The organism is Phenylobacterium sp., assembly GCF_013822795.1.
Lineage (GTDB): Bacteria > Pseudomonadota > Alphaproteobacteria > Caulobacterales > Caulobacteraceae > Phenylobacterium.
In genome coordinates, this window is the sequence record NZ_PNLB01000003.1 from 1 (window position 1) to 20,846 (window position 20,846).

At 68.9% G+C, this 20,846-nt stretch carries 17 protein-coding genes and 1 tRNA gene; 8 read left to right on the forward strand and 10 right to left on the reverse strand.

Going from position 1 to position 20,846, the window contains the following annotated elements:
- Positions 1 to 789: NAD(P)/FAD-dependent oxidoreductase (locus C0481_RS03075; protein WP_293400567.1), on the reverse strand; the 789-nt coding region annotated here is incomplete at its 3' end.
- Positions 790 to 932: 143 nt separating this feature from the next.
- Here C0481_RS03075 and C0481_RS03080 point away from each other — a divergent pair.
- Entirely contained in the window at positions 933 to 1,754 is an 822-nt protein-coding gene (locus C0481_RS03080; RefSeq protein WP_293400569.1) for a uracil-DNA glycosylase, read from the forward strand.
- Positions 1,755 to 1,820: 66 nt separating this feature from the next.
- Positions 1,821 to 3,410: a lytic transglycosylase domain-containing protein gene (locus tag C0481_RS03085; protein WP_293400571.1), complete on the forward strand. Its 1,590-nt coding sequence runs from the start codon at positions 1,821 to 1,823 to the stop codon at positions 3,408 to 3,410.
- Here C0481_RS03085 and C0481_RS03090 read toward each other — a convergent pair.
- Positions 3,407 to 3,853 (reverse strand): cell wall biosynthesis glycosyltransferase, encoded by a 447-nt coding sequence (locus C0481_RS03090; protein WP_293400573.1) that lies wholly within the window; start codon positions 3,851 to 3,853, stop codon positions 3,407 to 3,409. The genes C0481_RS03085 and C0481_RS03090 overlap by 4 nt on opposite strands.
- A gap of 78 nt (positions 3,854 to 3,931) precedes the next feature.
- Here C0481_RS03090 and C0481_RS03095 point away from each other — a divergent pair, with 78 nt between their 5' ends.
- Complete coding sequence (locus tag C0481_RS03095; protein ID WP_293400575.1) at positions 3,932 to 5,017, forward strand: PA0069 family radical SAM protein; 1,086 nt, start codon at positions 3,932 to 3,934, stop codon at positions 5,015 to 5,017.
- Here C0481_RS03095 and C0481_RS03100 read toward each other — a convergent pair.
- Positions 5,014 to 6,300 carry a class I SAM-dependent RNA methyltransferase gene (locus C0481_RS03100; RefSeq protein ID WP_293400577.1) on the reverse strand — a complete coding sequence of 429 codons (1,287 nt, stop codon included), beginning with the start codon at positions 6,298 to 6,300 and terminating at the stop codon, positions 5,014 to 5,016. The genes C0481_RS03095 and C0481_RS03100 overlap by 4 nt on opposite strands.
- A 172-nt stretch (positions 6,301 to 6,472) precedes the next feature.
- On the opposite strand from C0481_RS03100, the gene C0481_RS03105 reads away from it, so the two are divergent.
- Together C0481_RS03105 and C0481_RS03110 are read left to right on the forward strand one after the other, a co-directional pair.
- Positions 6,473 to 6,928 (forward strand): glycine zipper 2TM domain-containing protein, encoded by a 456-nt coding sequence (locus C0481_RS03105; RefSeq protein ID WP_293400579.1) that lies wholly within the window; start codon positions 6,473 to 6,475, stop codon positions 6,926 to 6,928.
- A 48-nt stretch (positions 6,929 to 6,976) separates the two neighbouring features.
- Positions 6,977 to 7,564, forward strand: a complete 588-nt coding sequence (locus C0481_RS03110; protein ID WP_293400581.1) for a hypothetical protein — start codon at positions 6,977 to 6,979, stop codon at positions 7,562 to 7,564.
- Positions 7,565 to 7,766: 202 nt separating this feature from the next.
- Here C0481_RS03110 and C0481_RS03115 read toward each other — a convergent pair whose 3' ends face one another.
- The 6 genes from C0481_RS03115 to C0481_RS03140 all read right to left on the reverse strand — a co-directional run bounded on the left by C0481_RS03115 (position 7,767) and on the right by C0481_RS03140 (position 16,175).
- Positions 7,767 to 8,498 carry a TlyA family RNA methyltransferase gene (locus tag C0481_RS03115; protein WP_293400583.1) on the reverse strand — a complete coding sequence of 244 codons (732 nt, stop codon included), beginning with the start codon at positions 8,496 to 8,498 and terminating at the stop codon, positions 7,767 to 7,769.
- A 16-nt stretch (positions 8,499 to 8,514) separates the two neighbouring features.
- Positions 8,515 to 10,269 (reverse strand): class I adenylate-forming enzyme family protein, encoded by a 1,755-nt coding sequence (locus C0481_RS03120; RefSeq protein WP_293400585.1) that lies wholly within the window; start codon positions 10,267 to 10,269, stop codon positions 8,515 to 8,517.
- A gap of 177 nt (positions 10,270 to 10,446) precedes the next feature.
- Positions 10,447 to 13,110, reverse strand: a complete 2,664-nt coding sequence (locus C0481_RS03125; protein ID WP_293400587.1) for a valine--tRNA ligase — start codon at positions 13,108 to 13,110, stop codon at positions 10,447 to 10,449.
- A gap of 165 nt (positions 13,111 to 13,275) precedes the next feature.
- Positions 13,276 to 13,815 (reverse strand): DUF2497 domain-containing protein, encoded by a 540-nt coding sequence (locus C0481_RS03130; RefSeq protein ID WP_293400589.1) that lies wholly within the window; start codon positions 13,813 to 13,815, stop codon positions 13,276 to 13,278.
- A 134-nt stretch (positions 13,816 to 13,949) separates the two neighbouring features.
- Positions 13,950 to 15,428, reverse strand: coding sequence for a TolC family outer membrane protein (locus C0481_RS03135; protein WP_293400591.1), 1,479 nt, complete (start codon positions 15,426 to 15,428; stop codon positions 13,950 to 13,952).
- Positions 15,429 to 15,602: 174 nt separating this feature from the next.
- Entirely contained in the window at positions 15,603 to 16,175 is a 573-nt protein-coding gene (locus C0481_RS03140) for a protein-L-isoaspartate O-methyltransferase (protein WP_293400593.1), read from the reverse strand.
- A gap of 156 nt (positions 16,176 to 16,331) precedes the next feature.
- On the opposite strand from C0481_RS03140, the gene C0481_RS03145 reads away from it, so the two are divergent.
- From C0481_RS03145 to C0481_RS03155, 3 genes are all read left to right on the forward strand, one after another.
- Positions 16,332 to 16,405: transfer RNA gene (locus C0481_RS03145), tRNA-Cys, on the forward strand.
- Positions 16,406 to 16,939: 534 nt separating this feature from the next.
- Positions 16,940 to 18,151, forward strand: a complete 1,212-nt coding sequence (locus C0481_RS03150; RefSeq protein ID WP_293400595.1) for an acyl-CoA dehydrogenase family protein — start codon at positions 16,940 to 16,942, stop codon at positions 18,149 to 18,151.
- Between the two features lie 68 nt (positions 18,152 to 18,219).
- Complete coding sequence (locus tag C0481_RS03155) at positions 18,220 to 20,211, forward strand: oligopeptide transporter, OPT family (protein ID WP_293400597.1); 1,992 nt, start codon at positions 18,220 to 18,222, stop codon at positions 20,209 to 20,211.
- Here the strand turns inward: C0481_RS03155 and C0481_RS03160 are convergent.
- Positions 20,208 to 20,846: a TetR/AcrR family transcriptional regulator gene (locus C0481_RS03160; protein ID WP_293400599.1), complete on the reverse strand. Its 639-nt coding sequence runs from the start codon at positions 20,844 to 20,846 to the stop codon at positions 20,208 to 20,210. The genes C0481_RS03155 and C0481_RS03160 overlap by 4 nt on opposite strands.

A 20,846-nucleotide genomic window follows, 5' to 3' on the forward strand; every position in this document is an offset into this window, starting at 1 on the left:
GTCCCCGAAGTGGTACATGAACGAGCCGCCGCCGGTGGTGTTGTCCAGCGGCCAGCCGAAGGTGTGCTGGGTGAGGCCCGGCTCAAAGTTCTCGTCCGGCACCTGCCAGAGTTCCTTGATGCCGATGCCGAACTTCTGGGCGTCGCGGCCGTTGGTGAGGCCAAAGCGCGCCTGCAGCTGCTTGGACAGCGAACCGCGGACGCCTTCGCCGATGAAGGTGTACTTGGCGTGCAGTTCGATGCCCGGCTGATAGTCGGGGCCCGGATTGCCGTCCTTGTCGATGCCGAACACGCCGGCGACGACGCCCTTCACAGAGCCGTCTTCATTGTAGACGACTTCCGAGGCGGCCATGCCCGGATAGATCTCGACGCCGAGCGCTTCGGCGTGGGCGCCCAGGGCGCGGCAGACGTTGCCGAGCGAGGCGATGTAGTTGCCGTGGTTCAGCATCCACTTCGGGAAGGGCAGCCAGGAAATGTCCAGCTCGCCGTTCGGGCCGAGGATCACGAACTTGTCGCGGGTGACCTTGGTCTCCAGCGGGATGCCGAGTTCCTTCCAGTTGGGCAGCAGTTCGTTGATCCCCTTAGGATCGATCACCGCGCCCGAGAGGATGTGCGCGCCGACCTCCGAACCCTTTTCCAGCACCGCCACCGAAAGTTCGGTCCCGGCGGCCTCGGCCAGCTGCTTGAGGCGAATGGCCGCCGACAGCCCCGCGGGCCCGGCGCCGACGATCACGACGTCGTATTCCATCGCTTCGCGTTCAATCGTATCAGTGGCGATGGTCTCGCTCATGATCCCCGTAACTCCCAAAAGGCCGCGCCGGGGTTCCCCTCCCCCTTGTTTCACGCGGCGTTGATCCGTCGGGCGACTTATCCGAAGCTTGTACAAGGGCGGTCAAGCGCGAACTCGGCTATAGACGCTCTTTAACGAGTACCATGAACCAAGCCGTGCCCTTCGATCGTGTCGCCGAAAGCCTCCTCGCCTTCTGGGCGGAAGCAGGCGTCGACGCCATGCTGCATGATACGCCCGTCGATCGGATCGAGGCTGGCAAATTCGTGCCGGCTACGCCGCCGGAGAAGAAGCCCCTTGCCGCGCCGCCGCCGCAACAGCCGCGCGCCGGCGCGGGCCCGGACGTCGCCGGCGCGATCGCCCAGGCGCGGCAGCTGGCCGCGGCGGCCGGCGACCTGGAGGCGCTGAAGGCGGCGATCGCCGGATTCGACGGCTGCTCTCTGAAATTTGAAGGGGCCCGCCAGGCGGTGTTTGGGCGCGGCGCGGCCGACGCGCCGCTGCTGGTGATCGGCGAAGGCCCCGGCCCTGAGGAAGACGCCCGCGGCGAGCCGTTCGTCGGCCGCGCCGGGCAACTGCTGGACCGTATGCTGGCCGGCGCCGGGCTCAGCGGACGGGTGTTCATCACCAACACCGTGTTCTGGCGCCCGCCGGGCAACCGCCCCCTCTCAGCGCAGGAACAGGCTGTCTGCCAACCGTTTGTGGAGCGCGCGATCGAGCTGATCTCGCCCAAGATGCTGCTGCTGGTGGGAGCGCCGTCGGCCAAGGCGATGCTCAAGCGCGACGAGGGCATCCTGTCGATGCGCGGCCGCTGGTTCGAGTGGCGCTCGGAGTCCGGAAACCTCGAATTGCCGGCCATGCCGACCCTGCATCCGGCCTTCCTGCTGCGCCAGCCGGCGGCCAAGAAGAAGGCCTGGAGCGACCTTCTGACCCTGACCGAACGGCTTGATCGCCCTGACCGTGGAGCTTAAGACTTAAGCGTCACGAGAACTGAGGGTCACGTTGTCCGCGCGCAGAGGCGGCGACGTGGGGATCGCATGCGGGCACTCAAGGGCATGCGGATCGCGGTCTTGGCCATGATCTGCTCCGCCATCGCCGGAACGACGAACGCTGCGCCACAGGCCCTGAGCCCGTGGGACGCCAAGCGCTACGCCGCCGCGTTCGACGCCGTCGACCGCGGCGATTTCATCGACGCCGAAATGCAGACGGCTGAGATCAAGGACCGTTCCTTGTCCGGCCATCTGGCGTTCCGCCAGCTGATGCATCCCGGCGGGCACGTCGCGACCTACGACGACCTGGCCAAGTGGCTGGACAAGTACAGCGACCTGCCCGGCGCCGAGCGCATCTACACCCTGGCCAGCAAGCGCCAACCGACGCTCGCCAAGCCGCTGAAGACCCCGCTGCTGGCCGGCGCCGACTGGCGCCGCGTCGAGATCACCGCCCAGGGGATTTCCGGCAAGGCGCCGGCCGATCGCACCCGCAGGGCGCGCGAGGCCTTCTATTCCGGCGACGTGCAGACTGCGATGGACCTGGCCCCGGCCGCCGGCGAGCGCTGGATCGCCGGCCTCGCCGCCTATCGCCTCAAGAACTACGCGGTCGCCCAGACCTTCTTCAGCCAGGTCGCCCGCGACGAGCAGGAAGACCCCTGGCTGCGCTCGGGCGCGGCCTATTGGGCGGCGCGGGCGCTGGAAGAGACCGGCGACACCACCCGCGCCCAGGGCTTCCTGAAGCTGGCCGCCCGCCACCCGACCACCTTCTATGGCATGATCGCCGAGCGCCGCGTGCGGCTGGAGGCGCTGGACCGCGTTTCGGAAGCGCCGGCGCCGGTGTTCCGCGAAATCGTTCCGGCGGCCTTCGCCTCGGCTCCCAGCGCGCACCTGACCCCGTTCATCCGCGACGACGCCCGCGCCCATCGCGCCACCGCCCTGGCCCAGATCGGCATGCCGGTCGAGGCGGGGCTGGAACTGCGCGCAGGCCTGGCGATGGCCAGGACAGAGGCCGAGCGCTCGCAGTGGATGTCGCTGATCCTGGCGCTGAACGCGCCGCTGACCTCCGATGCGGACATCGCCTCTTCGCTGCCGGGCGTGCGCTCGTTCGCCGAGCCCGACTATCCGACCCCGGTGCTGGAGCCGAAGTCCGGCTTCACCATCGACCGGGCGCTGGTCTATGCGATCGTGCGCCAGGAAAGCCGTTTCAATCCGCAGGCGGTCTCGCCGGCCGGGGCCGTCGGGCTGATGCAGGTGATGCCGGAAGCGGCCGCCCGCGCCGCCGGCGACGACAAGCTGAAGGCCGACATGAGCCCGATGTTCGACCCGGCGTTCAACCTGCGCGTCGGCCAGGACTATGTGACCTGGCTAATGGAGCGCGGCGTCGGCTACGACATCCTGCGCACGGTCGCGGCCTATAACGGCGGCCCCGGCACGCTGCTGAAAACCGCCAAGATGGTCGGCGACGAAGCCGACAGCCTCATGCTGATCGAGAGCCTGCCCAGCTCGGAGACCCGCAACTACGTCGAGAAGGTGATGGCGGGCTACTGGACCTATCGCAAGAAGTTCGGCCTCGACACCAAGACGCTCGACGCGCTGGCCCAGGGCGCGCGCTTCGTCGACGCGCGGCTCGACCGCTAGCTGAGGATCGGCGCGCGGCCCGCGTGGCGGCGCAAGTCGGCCAGATCGCCGACGCCATCCAGGTCTCGCGCCCGCACCAGCACGCCGGCCAGCTTCGGCCCGGTCAGCCGCTCCAGCAAGCCAGGCTCGCGGGCGACCAGCAGCGCCGGCCCGCCGCCCTCCTCCAGGTGTCGCCGCACGCTCTCGTCCCAGCCCGGCCGCAGGCGCAGCGACGCCGACAGCGCCAGCACATAGTCGCCCTTGGCGCGACGCAGGGCGGCGGCCAAATCGGCGACGACGTCGGCGCCGGCGTCCTCGCAGATCGCCGCGGCGGCGTCGCTCGAACCTGCATCGGCGACCAGCACCTCACGCACCAGCCCGTCGACCGCCGCCGGCACCAGGGCGGACAGCAGGGCCGCGAGGTCGCGGTCGGAAGTGGCCGTGATGACGACGACGGAGATCATGCCCTTCAAAGGTGACGGTTCGGGTCCCGCGTCAATATTGTTCTTGTTTTGTTCGGTCCCAATCCTATGCTCGCGGCCGTGAGCACCTTCACCCAGCAAATCACGGTTCGGGGTCGCGGCGCGCGGTCCAACGCCAGCGGGCGGTTCGAGAGCCAGGCCCGCGAGGCGTTCGACGACGGCTGGACGATCGAGGATCCCGAGCCTCAGCAGCTGAAGACCACGCTGAGCCCTGAGAACGCCCGCACGATCATCAGCAAGAACGACAGCCCGGACGTCGGTTTCTCGCGCTCGATCAATCCCTATCGCGGCTGCGAGCACGGCTGCATCTACTGCTACGCGCGGCCGGCCCACGCCTATATGGGCCTGTCGCCGGGGCTGGATTTCGAGAGCCAGCTGTTCTTCAAGCCCGATGCGGCGAAGCTGCTCGAGAAGGAGTTGTCGGCGCCGCGCTACCGGCCCGAGTTCATCCACATCGGCGGCAACACAGATCCCTACCAGCCGGTCGAGCGCACGACGCGGATCACGCGCGGGGTACTGGAGGTGATGGAGCGCTTCGGCCACCCCTGCTCGATCATCACCAAGTCGGCGCTGATCCTGCGCGACCTCGACATCCTGGCGGCAATGGGCCGGCGCAACCTCTGCCGGGTGGCGATCTCGGTCACCAGCCTGGACCGCAAGCTGGCGCGCAGCATGGAGCCGCGGGCCGCGACGCCCGACCGCCGGATCGGCGCCATCAAGGCGCTGGCCGACGCCGGCGTTCCCGTCGTGGTCATGTTCGCCCCTGCCATCCCCAGCCTCAACGACCACGAGATGGAGGCGGTGCTGGAGCGCGCGGCGCAGGCCGGGGCCAAGGGGGCCGGCTATGTCGCGCTGAGGCTGCCGCGGGAGATCAAGGACCTGTTCCGCGAGTGGCTGGAGACCGACCATCCGGACCGCGCCCGGCGGGTGATGTCGCTGGTCCGCCAGATGCGCGGCGGCCTCGACTATGATCCCGAATGGGGCAAGCGGATGCGCGGCGAAGGCCCGATCGCCGAGTTGATGTCGCAGCGCTTCCAGGCGGCGAAGAAACGCCTCGGCCTGGACGCCAAACTGCCCGCGCTCGACCTGTCGCAGTTCAAGGTCCCGGCGAAGGTCGGCGACCAGGGCGACCTGTTTGCGGGCTAGCGGCTGAACACCCCGACCAGTTCGACGTGCGGCGACCATAGGAACTGATCGACCGGCAGCACCCGCTCAAGGGTGAAGCCGGCGTCGATCAGGGTGCGAGCGTCGCGGACGAAGGTCGCCGGGTTGCAGGAGACGCCGATGGCGCGGGCCACGCCTGAGCGGGCGATCTCGGCCGCCTGTTCGGCCGCGCCGGCGCGGGGCGGGTCGAAGACGACGGTGTCGATGCGCTTCATCTCCTCGGCCAACAGCGGGCGGCGGGTCAGGTCGCGGGCTTCGGCGGTGACGCCATGCAGGCCCGGAGCAGTGGAGATCGCCGCGCTCAACGCGCGCACGGCCGGGGCCGCGCCGTCGGCGGCCAGCACCGGCGCGATCGCCGCGAGGCGGAAAGTGAAGGTGCCGACGCCGCAGAACAGGTCGGCGATCCGCTCGGCGCCGCCGGCGGCCTCCACGACCATGGCGGCCATGGCCGCCTCGGCCTCGGGGACCGCCTGCAGGAAGGCGCCGGCCGGCAGGGCGACGGTCGCCGCGCCGATGCGGACGGTGGGCTGGCGGGCCATGTAGGCGACCTCGCCATCCATGGTGACGCGGGCGAAGTCGGCCTCCGCCGCGATTTCGGCCATGCGCATGCGCGCGTCGGCCGACAGCCCGCCGCTTTTGCGCTCGACGCCGCTGATGTCGATGTCGAGGCCGGTCGAGGTGAGCGTCACGTGCAGAGTCGGCGCGGACTTCGGATGTTCGAACAGCGGCGCGGCCAAGCGGCGCAGCGCCGGGAGCGCGGCCTCAAGCGCCGGATCGGCGATCGGACAGGCGCTGATGTCGACCACGTCCCAGGACTTGCGGGTCTTGAAGCCGAGACGGGCGGCGTCCTTCTTGCCCTGCCGGGCATGGAGCGCCAAGCGGCGACGGCTGTGCGGCTTGGCGGCGAACGCCGGCAGGACTTCCGTCTCGATCCGTTCGCGGGCCAAGGTGCCGATCAGCCGCTCGACCTTCCAGGCGAGGTAGGCCTCGTGCTCCCAGTGCTGCAGAGCGCAGCCGCCGCAGACGCCGAAGTGCGGACACGGCGGGGTCACCCGCTGCAGGCTGGCCTGCAGGATGGCCTCGACCTCCCGCCGCTGAGGGCCGGCGGCCAGCCGCACGTGCTCGCCCGGCAAGGTGAAGGGCGCGTAGAGCGGCCCGGCCGCAATGCCGTCGCCTTCGCCGCCGACAGCCTCGATTAGAACCTCTACCGGCGGGCCGGAGGGGGCTTCGGTGGATCGGGCCCGATGAGGCCGGGGACGTCGCATGCTCAAACTCGCCTGATGGCGCCGACCCCGCGATCCCTGGCGGGACAAGGCGTCAACGAAGATGAACGTACATGAACAGCCCGCTCAAGGGCCGTTCAGACTCGTTCAGCCAAGTTCCATAGCGCAGGCGGGGCTTCGGCGCCGCCTCCGAGTTCAAATGAAGGAAAAGCCGATGAAACGCGCTCTTGCTCTCGCCGCCGCCGGGATGATGGCCGTGACCGTTCCCGCCGTGACGTTCCCGAGCATCGCGTCGGCGCAGTCCTACGACCCGTGCCGCGACCAGCAACGCCAGAGCGCCAATAAGGGCACCATCGTCGGCGGCCTGGTCGGGGCGCTGGCCGGCGGCGGCGTCGCGGCCAAGGGCGTGAAGACCGAAGGCGCGCTCTTGGGCGGCGCGGTCGGCGCGGTGGCCGGTCACGAGATCGGCAAGCGCAACAGCAAATGCAGCACCTACCGGCCCGCCCCTGCCCCGCGTCCGGCCGCTCGCACCAGCAGCAACTATCAGCGCAGCAACTACAGCGCCTCCAGCAACTGCCGCTGGGTCCAGGACAACTATGGCGGCCGCAACCACAGCTACGAAGTCTGCGAGGGCCGCGACGGCGTCTGGCGCCCCAGCGGCCGCAGCTAAGCCAAGAACAAGACCATCATCGCATCAGTCCCCAGAGGGTATTTCGCAATGAACTTCCGTTCGACCTTCGCCAAGAGCGCACTTGCTGGCGTGGCCGGCGTCATGGCGCTCGGCTCGGCCGCCGCCATCCCCACCTTCGCGGCCGCCCAGTCGGCGCCGTACTACGGCAACAGCTATGGCAGCACCTACTACGACCCCTGCCGTCGTGACTCGACCAACCGCGGTACGGTCGGCGCCCTGGTCGGCGGCGCGCTCGGCGCGGCGATCGGCTCGAACGCCGCGGCCCGCAACGCCCGCACCGAAGGCGCCCTGCTCGGCGGCGCGCTCGGCGCGCTGGGCGGCGCGGCGGTCGGCAAGAACTCGGCCGCTTGCGGCGGCACGGCCTATCGCGCTCCGCAGACCACCTACAACGGCTATTACGGACAGCCGGCGGACAACGGCTACTACGCCCGTTCGTACGATGACCGTCGCGACTACGACCGCGGCGAGTCCTATCGCGTCGTCGAGCGCCCAGCCGCGGCCACTGACGGCTGCACCCTGGCCGAAAGCCCGATCTACCTCCCCGACGGCCGCACCCAGAAGCGCTTCGTCCGCGTCTGCCCCGACGCGAACGGCAACTTCCAGGTCGTCGACTAACCCTCCCAGGGGGAGAGCCCGTCGGCGTATTCGACGGACTGAAGCCGCCCGCGCCGCCCCGCGCGGGCGGCTTCTCCTGTTTGGGCTCTAATCTCGATCACATTCGAACGCCCCGAAGCTAGGCGCTCGGCCCAGGAGAAGGGCCTGTTCGACACCGTCAGCGTGGAACAGGCCTTCTGGCGGACGATCTGAACCCGCCGCGCTAGGGGCGGTGCGCCCAGAGCAGGAACTCGTGATTGCCGTCGCCGCCGGCGATCGGGCTGTCGGTCACCTCGCGCACCGCCCAGCGCGAGGCGGTCAGGAACGCCGCGACATCGTCCAAGGCCCGGCGGCGCGCGGCCTCGTCCTTGACCAGCCCGCCCTTGCCGACGAGGTCGGGGCCGACTTCGAACTGCGGCTTTACCAGCGCGACCAGATCGGCGCCGCCGGCCGCAAGCGCCAGGGCCGCGGGCAGCGCCTTGGCCAGGCCGATGAAGCTGACATCGGTGACAATGAGATCCGGAGCCACTGGGATCAGGTTCGGGTCAAGGTTACGGGCGTCGACGCCCTCGAGCCCGACAACGCGCGGATCGCCCGCCAGCTTGGGATGCAGTTGCCCGCGTCCGACGTCGACGGCGTAGACCCTGGCCGCGCCATGCTGCAGGCAGACCTCGGTGAAGCCGCCGGTCGAGGCCCCGACGTCGAGCACGGTGCGGCCCTCGACCTGCACCGGCCAAAGGCCGAGGGCGTGGACCAGCTTCAGCGCCCCGCGGCCGACATAGGGGTGAGCGGCGACGGCTTGGACCGGGGCCGCCTCGTCGATCAGTTCGGAAGGCTTGGAAAGCAAGCGGCCGGCGACGCTGACGCCGCCGGCCTCGATCGCCGCCCGGGCCTTGGCGCGGCTGTCGAACAGGCCGCGTTCGACCAGGACGACATCCGCGCGCTTCTTGCCCAAGCCTATCTCAGGCGGGTTAGGCCTGCTCCTCAACGAACAGCTTCTTCAGCTCGTTCTTGAGAATCTTGCCGTTCGGGTTGCGAGGCAAGGTCTCGTGCCAGAAACGGACCTTCACCGGCACCTTGAACGCCGCCAGATGCTCGGCCACGTGGGCGCGGAGCTCTTCTTCCGTCGCCGAGGCGCCCGGCTTGAGGGTGACGACCGCGGCCGGCTCCTCGCCCAGGGTGCGGTGCGGGATGCCGACGATGGCGGCGTCCATCACCGCCGGGTGGTCGTAGAGAACGTTCTCGACCTCGATGCAGTAGATGTTCTCACCGCCACGGATCAGCATGTCCTTGGCGCGGTCGATGATGAAGCAGAAGCCTTCCTCGTCGACGCGCGCCAGGTCGCCGGTCCGCACCCAGCCGTCGACGAAGGTCTGGGCGGTGGCTTCCGGCTTGTTCCAGTAGTTCTTCACGACCTGCGGGCCGCGGGCCCAGAGCTCGCCGACCACGTTCGGGCCGAGCACGGTGACGCCGTCCGCCGGATCTCGGATCTCCAGATCGCTGACCGGGACGGCCGGGCCGCAGCTGTCGGGACGGTTGGCGTAGTCCTCAGCGCCGTGGGTGGTGACTGTGGCGCAGGTCTCGGTCATGCCCCAGCCGTTGCCGGGAGCCGACTTCGGGAAGGTTTCCTTGATCTTGCGAACCAGTTCCGGGGCCGAGGGCGCGCCGCCGTAGGAGACCGACTCCAGCGACGACAGGTCGTAGTTGGCGCGGGCCGGGTGCTCGATCAGCTGCCAGGCGATGGTCGGCACGCCGCCGGCCGACTGGATCTGTTCGCGCTGGATCAGCTCGAAGGCGCGGATCACGTCCCACTTGTGCATCATCACCAGCTTGGCGCCGCCGGCCAGCGACGGGTTCAGCACGGCCATGCAGCCGGTGACGTGGAAGAACGGGATCGAGATCAGCGACGAACGCTGCGGGGCGGCGGGATCGGGCTCGGGCGGCTTCTCGCCGCGGCGCAGGAAGGCGCGCGCGCCGCCGACCGCGCCGGCCATGATGTTGGAATTGACGCCGCGCTGGGTGGCCAGGGCGCCTTTCGGCTTACCCGTGGTGCCCGAGGTGTAGAAGATCGTGGCGTCGTCGTCGGGATGGATGTCGACCGGCGGCAGTGCTTGATCCGGCAAGTTGGCCCACTCGTTGGCGCCGCCCAGGACGCTTTCCAGCGTCGTGACCTGCGGATGGGCGATCTCTTCGCGCGAGCGGCTCACATAGACGCGGACCAGGTCCGGACAGTTGGGCAGGTGCTCGGTCAGCCGCTCGTAGCGCTCGGCGTCCATCAGCACGACCTTGCTGCCGGAATCGGTCAGGCCGTACTCCAGTTCAGGGCCGGTCCACCAGGCGTTCAGCGGGGTCACGATCGCGCCCAGCGACGCGCCGGCGTAGAAGGCCACCACCCATTCAGGCAGGTTGCGCATGATCACGGCGACGCGGTCGCCCTTCTGGACGCCGTCGGCCGCCAGCTGGCGGGCCAGGGCCGAGACCGCGCGATAGAAGGCTTCGTAGGTGACGCGCTCGTCTTCGTAGACCAGGAACACCTTCTCGCCGTGGGCGCGGCCCAGTTCGACGATCGAGCGCAGCGACGGCGGCAAGTTCTTCCAGGTCCGGGTGGGAACGCCGCGGATGTTCACCGTCTCGATCTCAGCCGGCGAACCAGGCGCGGTGATCAGCGCGTGGGCCTGGGCGATGGACATAGCGGGCCAGCCAGCGGGCAGCGCAGCCTCGGACATAGGCGTTCTCCTAATGCTCGCACGGGCCTTGAACGCACCCGCGTCGTCGTAGGTGAACAAGCATAACCTAGCGCTCGGTGCAAACGTGCGTTTGACGCGGCGTCACGTAATCGCACCAAAGCTGGACGAACGCCGCCTCGCCGACCATTCATCGGCGAAGCGGCATAACGGGGGTGGCTAGACCACGGCCTCGAGCAGGCTGAGCGCGTGCTCGAGCTTGGCCTTCGCGGCCTCGGACTCGGCCAGGCGCTCGCGATTCTCCTCGACCACCTCTTCCTTGGCGTTGGCGACGAACGCCGGATTGCCGAGCTTCTTCATCACGTGGGCGATGTCCGAAGCGTGGCCGGTGATCTCCTTGGCCAGGCGCGCGCGCTCGGCCGCCAGGTCGATGAACTCGGCCACCGGCAGGGCCAGGGTCGCGCCGTTGACGACGAAGGGGATGGCCCCCTGCGGCGCCTGCTCGACGAAGCTGACCTCGGCCACGCGCAGGGTCTGGGCGATGACCGCGGCGTTGGTTTGGAACACCGTGCGCTGAGCGTCGGTCGCGTCGACGACCAGCAGCGCCGGACGAGCCGAGTGCGGGACGTTCAGTTCGGCCTTCACCGAGCGGCCTTCACTGACCGCCGCGACGATCAGGCCGATCTCGGCGTCGGCGTCCGGATCGATCAGGGTGTCGGACAGCTGCGGCCAGCGGGCGGTGATCAGCATGCCCTCGCCGCGCGGCGCGCCGAGGTCGGCGGTCTGGGCCCACAGTTCCTCGGTCAGGAACGGCATGACCGGGTGCAGCAGCTTCAGGATGACGTCGAGCGCCCAGGCGGCGGTGGCCTGGGTCTCGGCCTTCAGCGCCTCGTCCGCGCCGTTCAGAAGCGGCTTGGAGAGCTCGACGTACCAGTCGCAGAAGGTGTTCCAGATGAAGCGGTAGAGGCCGTTGGCGGCGCCGTCGAAGCTGCAGCCTTCCAGCGCCTTGGTGATCGAGTGGGCGGTGCGCACCGTCTCGCCGACGATCCAGCGGTTGAGCACGCCCTTGACGTTGGCGGGATCGAAACCCTCGGCGCGGGCGCAGCCGTTGACCTGAGCGAAGCGGGCGGCGTTCCACAGCTTGGTGCCGAAGTTGCGGTAGCCCTCGATGCGCTGGCGCGAGAGCTTGATGTCGCGCGCCTGGCCCGACATCGCAGTCAGGGTGAAGCGCAGGGCGTCGGCGCCGTAGTCGTCGACCAGCTCCAGCGGGTCCATGACGTTGCCCTTGGACTTCGACATCTTCTTGCCCTCGGCGTCGCGAACCAGGGCGTTGATGAAGACGCGGTCAAAGGGCACTTCGCCCATGAAATGGATGCCCATCATCATCATCCGGGCGACCCAGAAGAAGATGATGTCGAAGCCGGTGATCAGGGTGCTGGTCGGGTAGAACCGTTCCAGGTCGCTGGTCTTTTCCGGCCAGCCCATGGTCGAGAACGGCCACAGGCCCGACGAGAACCAGGTGTCGAGGACGTCGTCGTCCTGGCGCAGCGGTTCATCGTGGCCGTAGTGCTCGCGGGCGAGCGCCTTGGCGCCCTCCTCCGTCTCGGCGACGAAGATCTTGCCGTCCGGGCCGTACCAGGCCGGAATGCGGTGCCCCCACCAGAGCTGGCGCGAGATGCACCACGGCTCGATGTTCCGCATCCACTCGAAGTAGGTCTTTTCCCAGTGGCGGGGCTCGAAGACCGTGCGGCCTTCTTCGACCGCCTTGATCGCCGGCTGGGCCAGGACCTTGGCGTCAACGTACCACTGGTCGGTCAGGTAGGGCTCGATGACCACGCCGGACCGGTCGCCGTGCGGGACGGCGTGGCGGGTCTTCTCGATCTCGCGCAGCAGGCCCAGTTCCTCGAAGGCGGCGACCACCTTCTTGCGGGCCGCGAAGCGGTCGAGGCCTTGGTACTCCGCCGGAGCGTTCTCGTTGATCTTCGCATCATCGGTGAAGATGTTGATCATCGGCAGGTTGTTGCGCTTGCCGACCTGGTAGTCGTTGAAGTCGTGCGCCGGGGTGATCTTCACCGCGCCCGAGCCCTTTTCGGGATCGGCGTATTCGTCGGCGATGATCGGCACCGGACGGTTCACGATCGGTAGACGGACGGCGCGGCCGATCAGGCCCTTGTAGCGCTCGTCGCTCGGATGCACCGCGACGGCGGTGTCGCCGAGCATGGTTTCCGGGCGCGTGGTGGCCACGACGATCTCGCCGGAGCCGTCCTCGAGCGGATAGGCGAAGTGATAGAAGGCGCCGTCGACTTCCTTCTGCTCGACCTCGATGTCCGAGATCGCGGTCTGGAAGTGCGGGTCCCAGTTCACCAGGCGCTTGTCGCGGTAGATCAGCCCTTGCTTGTGCAGGGTGACGAACACCTTGCGGACTGCGGCCGACAGCCCCTCGTCGAGGGTGAAGCGCTCACGGCTCCAGTCGCAGGACGCACCCAGGCGGCGCAGCTGGTTGGTGATGGTCCCGCCGCTTTCGGCTTTCCATTCCCAGACCTTGGCGATGAACTCGTCGCGGCCCATGTCGCGGCGGCCGATGTTGCCGGCGGCGGCCAGCTGACGCTCGACCACCATCTGGGTCGCGATGCCGGCGTGGTCGGTGCCCGGCAGCCACAGCGCGGCCTTGCCCCGCATCCGCTCGAAGCGGGTCAGCACGTCCTGCAGCGTGTTGTTCAGCGCATGGCCGATGTGCAGCGAGCCGGTGACGTTCGGCGGCGGGATGACGATCGAGAACGGCTCGGCGGCCGGGTCGGCGCTGGGCGCAAACGCGCCGGAGCCCTCCCACATGGCGTAGAGGCGCTGTTCGGCGGTCTTGGGGTCGAAATTCTTTTCAAGCATTTGGGGCGCTGCATACATTTTCGATCATCGCCGTGGAAGCGCGATGACATGGGAATCCGCTCATCCCCGCGTGAGCGGGGATCCAAGCGGACACGCAAACAATCGAAAGTGCAGACCCAGCTTGGGTCCCGGACAGGCCGGGGTGAGCGGTGCTCGTGTCGGGCCTTAGCGTACTCGGCCGCGCGCGATCCGCTCGACTTCCTGGTCGACGGTCTGCTGGACGATGCCCGGCAGGTTCTCATCGAGCCATTGCTTCAGCATCGGCCGGAGCAGTTCGCGAACCACGTCCTCCAGCGTCCGGCCTTCGGCCGGCATCTGGATCGCCGCCGACAGCTGGCCGAAGGCGGACGCCGCGGCGCTGGCCGCGACCGCGCCCACCAGCGCTTCGCCCGGTTCGATCGCCGGCAGCGGCGGAGGCGCCGGCGGCTCATAGGCCGCGACCTCCGGCTCTTCACTCACCGAGGGGGTGTAGACATCCAGATCGCCGACCGACTCGATCTTGTCGGTCAGTTCCAGCGCGCCGTCGTCCTCAACCTCGGGTTCGGGCTCGGGTTCGAACACCGGGGCGGCGGCCTGCACGGGTTCCGGTTGGGGCTCGGGCTCGGGAGCCGAGGCTTCCGCCGGCGCGTCATCTTCCGAGATGATGCGTCGGATGGAGGCCAGGATCTCCTCCATCGTCGGTTCTTGCGAGGTCTGTTCAGACATTTCAGGGCCGCCGGTGGTGCGAGAGAGAATCCGTCACGCCAAGCTTGGCGCGACGGTGTGATCCTGCAAGTTCCGCCAAAAGGCGCAAGCGCCTAATCGCCTCTCAGGCGAAACCGTGAACGAAAACTTTAACCCTATTTCGGCGCGGCGGGGGGCGGCGCAGCCGTCGGCTTCTCGACGGTCTTAGGGACAAAGGCGCCGTCGACCACGGCGATCGGCTCTTCCCACGGCACCCAGCCCCAGGTGATGCGGTTCTTGCGGAAGTTGCTGGTCGGGTCGTAGCGGGTGAGGCCGGGCTCCAGCATCGGCGCCTCCAGCTGGCCCATCTGGGCCAGGACCAGCGAGCCGGCGACGAACTCGTCGCGACGCGCGGTGACTTGCGACAGCTCGGCGTTGCGCAGTTCCTGCTCCGCGTTCAGCACGTCCAACGTGGTCCGCAGGCCGACCTGCTGCTCCTGCTTGGTACCTTCGGCCGCGATTCGGGCGGCCTTCACCTGCTGGTCGGTGGAGGCGATGTTCGCCTTGCTGGCCAGATGCTGGTTCCAGGCCTGGGTCAGGCTCTGCATGACCGAGCGGCGGGCCACCTCGACGTTGATGCGGTCGGCATTGTTGCGCTCCATCGCCGCGCGCACGCGTGACGAGACCAGCCCGCCCGTGAACAGCGGCACGCTCAGGGTCGCCCCGGCGCGGACGGCCCGCGAGGAGTCCTCGCCGGACCAGGGATCGGCCATCCCGCTATAGCCCACCGAACCGGTGAGCCCCAGGTTGGGCATGCGTTCGGCTCGGGCCGCCGACAGGCGCGCGCGGCTGCCCTGCTCTGCGTACTGGGCCTGGCGAATCTGCGGGTTGTTGATTTCGGCGGTCTCGTAGGCTTGCGCCACTTCGGCCGGCAGCATCGTCGAGATCGCCGGCTCGGCAGCCAGGTCGCCTGGGTTCTGGCCGACCACGGCGGCGTAGACCGCTCGGCTCGACGCCAGCTGCGCCTGGGCCTGAGAAAGTTGCGCCTCGGCGGCGGCCAAGCGGGCTTCCGACTGCGCGACGTCGGTGCGGGTGATTTCACCGACCTCGAATCGGGCCTTGGATTCGTCGAGCTGGCGCTGGAGGACGCCGACGTTCTCCTCGCGGATCCGCAAGCCTTCCTGGTCGCGCCGGGTGTCGGCATAGGCCTGGACGACCGACTGGATCACCGTGGCCTCGGTGCGACGCAGCTGCTCGCGCCCAGCCAGGATGTCGGCCTCGGCGGCGTTCACCGCCGCAGCGACGCGGCCGCCGGTATAGAGCGGTTGGCTCAGCTGCAGGGTAGCGCTGGCGCTGTTGTCGTCGCGGCGGCCGGTGATGAGCGTGTCGCGGATGCCGTCGCCGTTGGTGTCGACGTAGTCGCCCGCGCCGGGGGTGCGAAGGTCCGCATAGGCGATCGAGCCGGTCACCGACGCCTGCGGCCGATAGCCGGAGCGCGCCTGCACCCAGTTCTCATCAAGCGCGCGCTGCGTGGCGCGCTGGGCCTGGAGGGTCGGGTTCGATTCGTACGCGAGCGCGATAGCCTCGGCCAGGGTTTCGGCGGACGCCGGCGCGGCGATCGTGAGCGCAAGTCCTGCGCTGTAGACCGCGGCCAACAAACCTCCGCGACGACTATTGAACATGGTTATCCCCGAAACGGCGTAGTGAGACCGGGTCCTATATGACCGGCTATTCAGCGCCGGACTAGTGGGCGCGACCTTAAGCTTTTTTCACCCCAAGGTTTCGGCCATGTTTCACGTGCGCCATCTGCACGCGAGGATCGCCTCGACCTAGAACGCAAACCCCGCCTTCGGTTCGAAGCCAGGCAGAACAGGCGCCATGGCGTCAAACAGCGTGCGACGGCCCACGCCGTCATCGGCGCGGACATAGTAAACAGCTTGGCCGGTAGGTCCGTTCCGTTCGATCACCAGCAGACGACCGCCCGGGGCCAGCGCGTCGAGCCAGGTCTGGGGCGCGCGGGTGACCGCTCCCTCGACGACGATGAGATCGTAATCACCGCCGGGCAGCGCCTTGAGTTCCTCGGCGTCGAAGCGAGTCACGTCCAGGCCGATCGTCTCGAGCACCGTTGCGGCATAAGGCGCGGCGATGGCCAAAGCCCGCTCGCCCTCGACCGGCTTGGCCGCCTGCAACAGCTTGGAGACTTCACGCGGCCGCAGCAGGTAGCGGCCCGGCGCGTATTCGACGTCGACGTCGGCATAGGCCTGGAAACCCTTGTCGGCCGGGATCAGCGCCTCACGCGGGATCGCACGCATGGCGTCGTGCAGACGCACGTCGGTCACGTCGTTGGTGCGAACTTGGCTCTCGACCATGTTGAGCCGGGCGGCGACGAAATCGGCGGCCATGTATCCTCGACGGGGCAGACGCAAGATTGGAAACTTGGCGCGCTTATAGGTCCGCCGCTGACGTGAAGGCAATCGGCCCATGAGAGAGGTGAGAGAGGATTGCAGGGAGCGATCGGTTCTGTTAGCGATCCGCCCTCCCCGGCTCCGGCCGGCGGCGGCCTGATGGCGGAGTGGTGACGCAGCGGACTGCAAATCCGTGAACCCGAGTTCGATTCTCGGTCAGGCCTCCAAATTTTCCCACGAAACAACGACTTTCCACCGGCGTCGGCAGCCTGGCAGGCGTCCGATGCGCCCGCATGTTCCGCCCCGCGACGGCCCGCCCGCCTACACGCGAGAGGTGACGTATACGGAAGATCACACCCCGCAAGGGATTTCCCTAGCTTTCCTTAACAGGTCTGGCCTCTATGCTGGTCATGGGAGCCCGTTGCGCCGTCGAAGCGCCGTGGGGTTGGAAGGTGGGCTATGGGCGACAGAACCGTCAGCCAGGCACGCGGGGCGCTGACCCGCAGTCAAATAAGCGACCTTGTCGGACGTCTTGCCGTGCTGTTGCGCGACGCGCAGCCGCCGTTTCTGCAGCGCTCCGAGATCCGTGACACGCAGTCCTGGAACCTGCGCCAGGGACCGCCTGGAAACACTCCCTAGCGGCGGAAATTCGCCCGATGGTTCCCGCCCGGCCCTGCGGAAATCTGCGCAGGCTTACGCGACGGGCGCCTTGCCGCGCCCGCGGCAGCCAATAGTTTGTCCGCGAAAGCGGAGGAACGGACATGGCTGACTTCGGAAGCGACCTGGAGCTCGAAGACTTCCGCGCGCAGGCCCGCGCCTGGCTGGAGGAGAACTTCCCCGCCTCGCTGCGCGGCAAGCCCGGCATCGCCTCGGCGCTGATGGAAGGCGAAAAGCCTGAGGGCGACGTCCTGCTGTGGATGAAGCGCATCGGCGAAAAGGGCTGGGGCACCCCGACCTGGCCGACCGAGTACGGCGGCGGCGGCCTGAGCGGCCAGCAGGCCCGCGTGCTGCAGCAGGAGATGGCCAAGATCGGCGCCTTCAACCCGCTGACCTTCGGCATGGGCGTGACCATGGTCGGCCCGACCATCCTCGACTACGGAACCGAAGAGCAGAAGCGCAAGCACATCCCGCCGATTGTGCGCGGCGAGATTCGCTGGTGCGTCGGCTATTCCGAGCCGAACGCCGGGTCGGACCTGGCCTCGCTGCAGATGAAGGCGGTGGAGACCGGCGACCACTGGGTGGTCACCGGCCAGAAGACGTGGACTTCGGGCGCGCAGCATTCGCAATGGTGCGGCGCCCTGGTGCGGACCGACTCCAAGGCCAAGAAGCATGACGGCATCACCTTCATGCTGATCGACATGCAGCAGGCGGCCATCGAGACCCGGCCGATCGCGCTGATCGCCGGCGCCTCGCCGTTCTGCGAGACCTTCTTCAACGACGCCCGCGCCGAAAAGGACGCGGTGCTGGGCGAGCTGAACGTCGGCTGGACGGTCGGTAAGCGGCTGCTGCAGCACGAGCGGGCCAGCCAGACCGGCGCGGCGAACGGCCCGCGGGCCACGCCGATGCAGGACATCGCCAAGCGCTACCTTGAGCTGGACGCCGACGGCCGCATCGCCGACACCGACCTGCGGACGCGGTTGACCCGCCACCTGATGGACGCCCAGATCCACCGTCTGACCCTGGCCCGCGCGGCGGCCGAATCGAAGGGCGCATCTGGGGCGACCAACGCCGCCTCGGTGCTCAAGAACTCGGCCACCAACGTCGCCCAGACCCGCGCCGAGCTCACCGTCGAGATCATGGGCCACCAGGGCCTGGGCTGGGAGGGCGAGGCCTTCACCAAGGACGAGATCGAGACCGTGCGTAGCTGGCTCGGCGGCAAGGCGATGTCGATCTACGGCGGCTCGGCCGAGATCCAGAACAACATCATCTCCAAGCGGATCCTGGGCCTTCCCGACAACACCCAGTCGACCTGATGCCCTGGCGGGGGCGCGCGTGTTCGGCCACAACTGGTCCGAACACGGCGCCACCGGGGGAATCGGGCATGGACGCGGGCGACAAGCGAGTCGAACTGACCCTTCGGGGCTTGGCCCTGGGCTGCCTGATCACGGTCGTGTTCACCGCCGCCAACGTCTATCTCGGCCTGCGGGTCGGGCTGACCTTCGCCTCGTCGATTCCCGCGGCGGTCATCTCGATGGTGATCCTGCGAGGCCTGAAGACCTCGACCATCTGGGAGAACAACATCGTCCAGACCGTGGCCTCGGCCGCGGGGACGCTGTCGTCGATCATCTTCGTCCTGCCCGGCCTGGTGATGGTCGGCTGGTGGACCGGCTTCCCGTTCTGGACCTCATTCTGGATCTGCGTGATCGGCGGGGTCCTGGGCGTGATGTACACCATCCCCCTGCGCCGGGCGCTGGTCACCAATTCGGACCTGCCCTACCCCGAAGGCCGCGCGGCCGCCGAGGTGCTGAAGGTCGGCTCGGGTTCGCGCGATTCGTCCGGCGGGGCCGAGGCCAAGGCCGGACTGGCCGCCGTGATCGTCGGATCGCTGGGGTCGGCGGCGATCGCCGCGGCGATGGGCATGCGAGCCCTGGCCGCCGAGGTCGCCATCTGGTTCCGCCCCACTCCCACCACCGCGACTGGCCTGGCCGGCGGGCTGCAGCTGGCGCTGATCGGCGCCGGGCACCTGATGGGCGTCGCGGTCGGCATCGCCATGCTGGTGGGCACGGTCATCGCCTGGGGCGTCGCGGTGCCGATCATGACCCACCTGAACCCGGCCGCCAGCGGAACCGCAGCCGAGATCGCCCAGGCGGCCTGGGCCCCTAATGTCCGCTTCATCGGGGCCGGAGCGATCGGCGCGGCGGCGATCTGGACGCTGGCCAAGCTGGCCGGGCCGGTCTGGATCGGCCTGGCGGGCGCGATCCGCGCCTCCGGCCTGCGCGCCGCTGGCAAGGGCGCAGACCTGCCGCTGACCGAGCGCGACATGCCGATCTGGATCGTCGGAGCGGTGATCCTGGGCAGCCTGCTGCCGCTGGCCGTGCTGCTCTACAGCTTCCTAAACGCCGGCCCGTTGGAGAGCGTGATCTGGCCGCTGATCGCGGGTGGGGTGCTCTACGTCGTGGTCGCCGGGTTCCTGGTGGCGGCGGTCTGCGGCTACATGGCCGGGCTGATCGGCTCGTCCAACAGTCCGGTTTCGGGCCTCGCCATCCTCTCGGTGCTGGGGGCCTCGCTGCTGCTGGTGCTGCTGGCGGCCAACACCGTCGGCCCGACCGGCCACGCTGCGCTCGTCGCCTACGCGCTCTTCGTCACCGCGGTGCTGCTCAACGTCGCGACCATCGCCAACGACAACCTGCAAGACCTGAAGACCGGTCAGCTGGTGGGCGCGACACCCTGGAAGCAGCAGGCGGCGCTGATCGTCGGGGTGGTGGCCGGGGCCTGCGTGATTCCGCCGATCCTCGACGTCCTCAACAAGGCCTTCGGCTTCGCCGGCGCGCCGAACCTCCACACCATTTCCGACCAGCCGCTGGCCGCGCCGCAGGCGGTGCTGATCTCGACCCTGGCCAAGGGCGTCATCCAGGGCGACCTGCCGTGGATCTACATCGGCGTCGGCGTCGCGCTGGGCGTGGTGCTGGTGGTCGTCGACGAACTGCTGCGGCGGACAGGGAAGTACAGCCTGCCGCCGCTGGGCGTCGGCATCGCCATCTACCTGCCGGCCGCCGTGACCCTGCCCGTCGTCCTGGGGGCCGTGGTGGGCTGGGTCTATGACCGCTGGGTGAGCCGCAAGCCGCATGGGGCCGCGGCCCAGCGGCTGGGGGTGCTGCTGGCCTCGGGCTTCATCGTCGGCGAGAGCCTGTTCAACGTGGCCCTGGCCGGGCTGATCGTGGCGACCAACAATCCCTCGCCCATCGCCGTGGTCCCCGAGGCGTTCCCCGAACAGACCATGTGGGCAGGCGCCGGCGTCGTCGCGCTGAGCGTGCTCGGGCTCTATCTCTGGACCGAGGCGCGCGCCCGCAGGCTGCCGCCGGACGTGGGCTAGGGTTTCGGCGACAGCCGGGCGATGACGCCGGTCACATAGGCGCGCATGCCGCCGGCCATCGACACCGCCCCGTCGCTGAGCAGCCACTGCAGGCGCAGGCCGTCGAGCACCGCGGTCATGTTCGCCGCCTCGACCGCCGGGTCGAAATCGCCCGCCAGGTCGCCGGCGCGGCGCGCCTCTTCGAAGGCCTGGGCCAGCATCGCCCGGAAACGATCATAGCGGCCGACGAAGTAGGCGTTGATCTCCGATCCGCCCGACAGGTTCTCGGCCGACAACGTCACGTCGAGAGCGGTCAGGATCGGGTCGGCCTCCAGGTCGGCGCCGAACTCGGCCATCCGCTGCAGCAGGGGCAGCCCCTGGACGTCGCGGACCTTCTCCAGGGCCTCGTCCTGCTCGCGGTCGCCCTCGGCGATCACCGCGAGCAGCAGGTCGTTCTTGGTCGGGAAGTGGTAGAGCAGCCCGGCGTCGGTGATGCCGGCCTCGTGAGCGATGGCCGCCAGGCTCGCCCCCTTGAACCCCTGGCTTGAAAACAGCCGCCGCGCCGCCTCCAGCACCGCCGCGCGGCGCTCACGTCCCCGTTGCTGCCGCGTTCCGGGGACGCTGCGAGCATCGGCCTCAACTTGCATCCTGGCCAT

Bases quoted from the DNA above. Each gene is read 5' to 3' on its own strand.
- C0481_RS03155 (WP_293400597.1), top strand. From the start codon at position 18,220: ATGGACGCGGGCGACAAGCGAGTCGAACTGACCCTTCGGGGCTTGGCC.
- C0481_RS03160 (WP_293400599.1), bottom strand. From the start codon at position 20,846: ATGGCCAGGATGCAAGTTGAGGCCGATGCTCGCAGCGTCCCCGGAACG.
- C0481_RS03110 (WP_293400581.1), top strand. From the start codon at position 6,977: ATGAACTTCCGTTCGACCTTCGCCAAGAGCGCACTTGCTGGCGTGGCC.
- C0481_RS03125 (WP_293400587.1), bottom strand. From the start codon at position 13,110: ATGCTTGAAAAGAATTTCGACCCCAAGACCGCCGAACAGCGCCTCTAC.
- C0481_RS03080 (WP_293400569.1), top strand. From the start codon at position 933: ATGAACCAAGCCGTGCCCTTCGATCGTGTCGCCGAAAGCCTCCTCGCC.
- C0481_RS03150 (WP_293400595.1), top strand. From the start codon at position 16,940: ATGGCTGACTTCGGAAGCGACCTGGAGCTCGAAGACTTCCGCGCGCAG.
- C0481_RS03105 (WP_293400579.1), top strand. From the start codon at position 6,473: ATGAAACGCGCTCTTGCTCTCGCCGCCGCCGGGATGATGGCCGTGACC.
- C0481_RS03130 (WP_293400589.1), bottom strand. From the start codon at position 13,815: ATGTCTGAACAGACCTCGCAAGAACCGACGATGGAGGAGATCCTGGCC.
- C0481_RS03120 (WP_293400585.1), bottom strand. From the start codon at position 10,269: ATGTCCGAGGCTGCGCTGCCCGCTGGCTGGCCCGCTATGTCCATCGCC.
- C0481_RS03140 (WP_293400593.1), bottom strand. From the start codon at position 16,175: ATGGCCGCCGATTTCGTCGCCGCCCGGCTCAACATGGTCGAGAGCCAA.
- C0481_RS03085 (WP_293400571.1), top strand. From the start codon at position 1,821: ATGCGGGCACTCAAGGGCATGCGGATCGCGGTCTTGGCCATGATCTGC.
- C0481_RS03090 (WP_293400573.1), bottom strand. From the start codon at position 3,853: ATGATCTCCGTCGTCGTCATCACGGCCACTTCCGACCGCGACCTCGCG.
- C0481_RS03100 (WP_293400577.1), bottom strand. From the start codon at position 6,300: ATGCGACGTCCCCGGCCTCATCGGGCCCGATCCACCGAAGCCCCCTCC.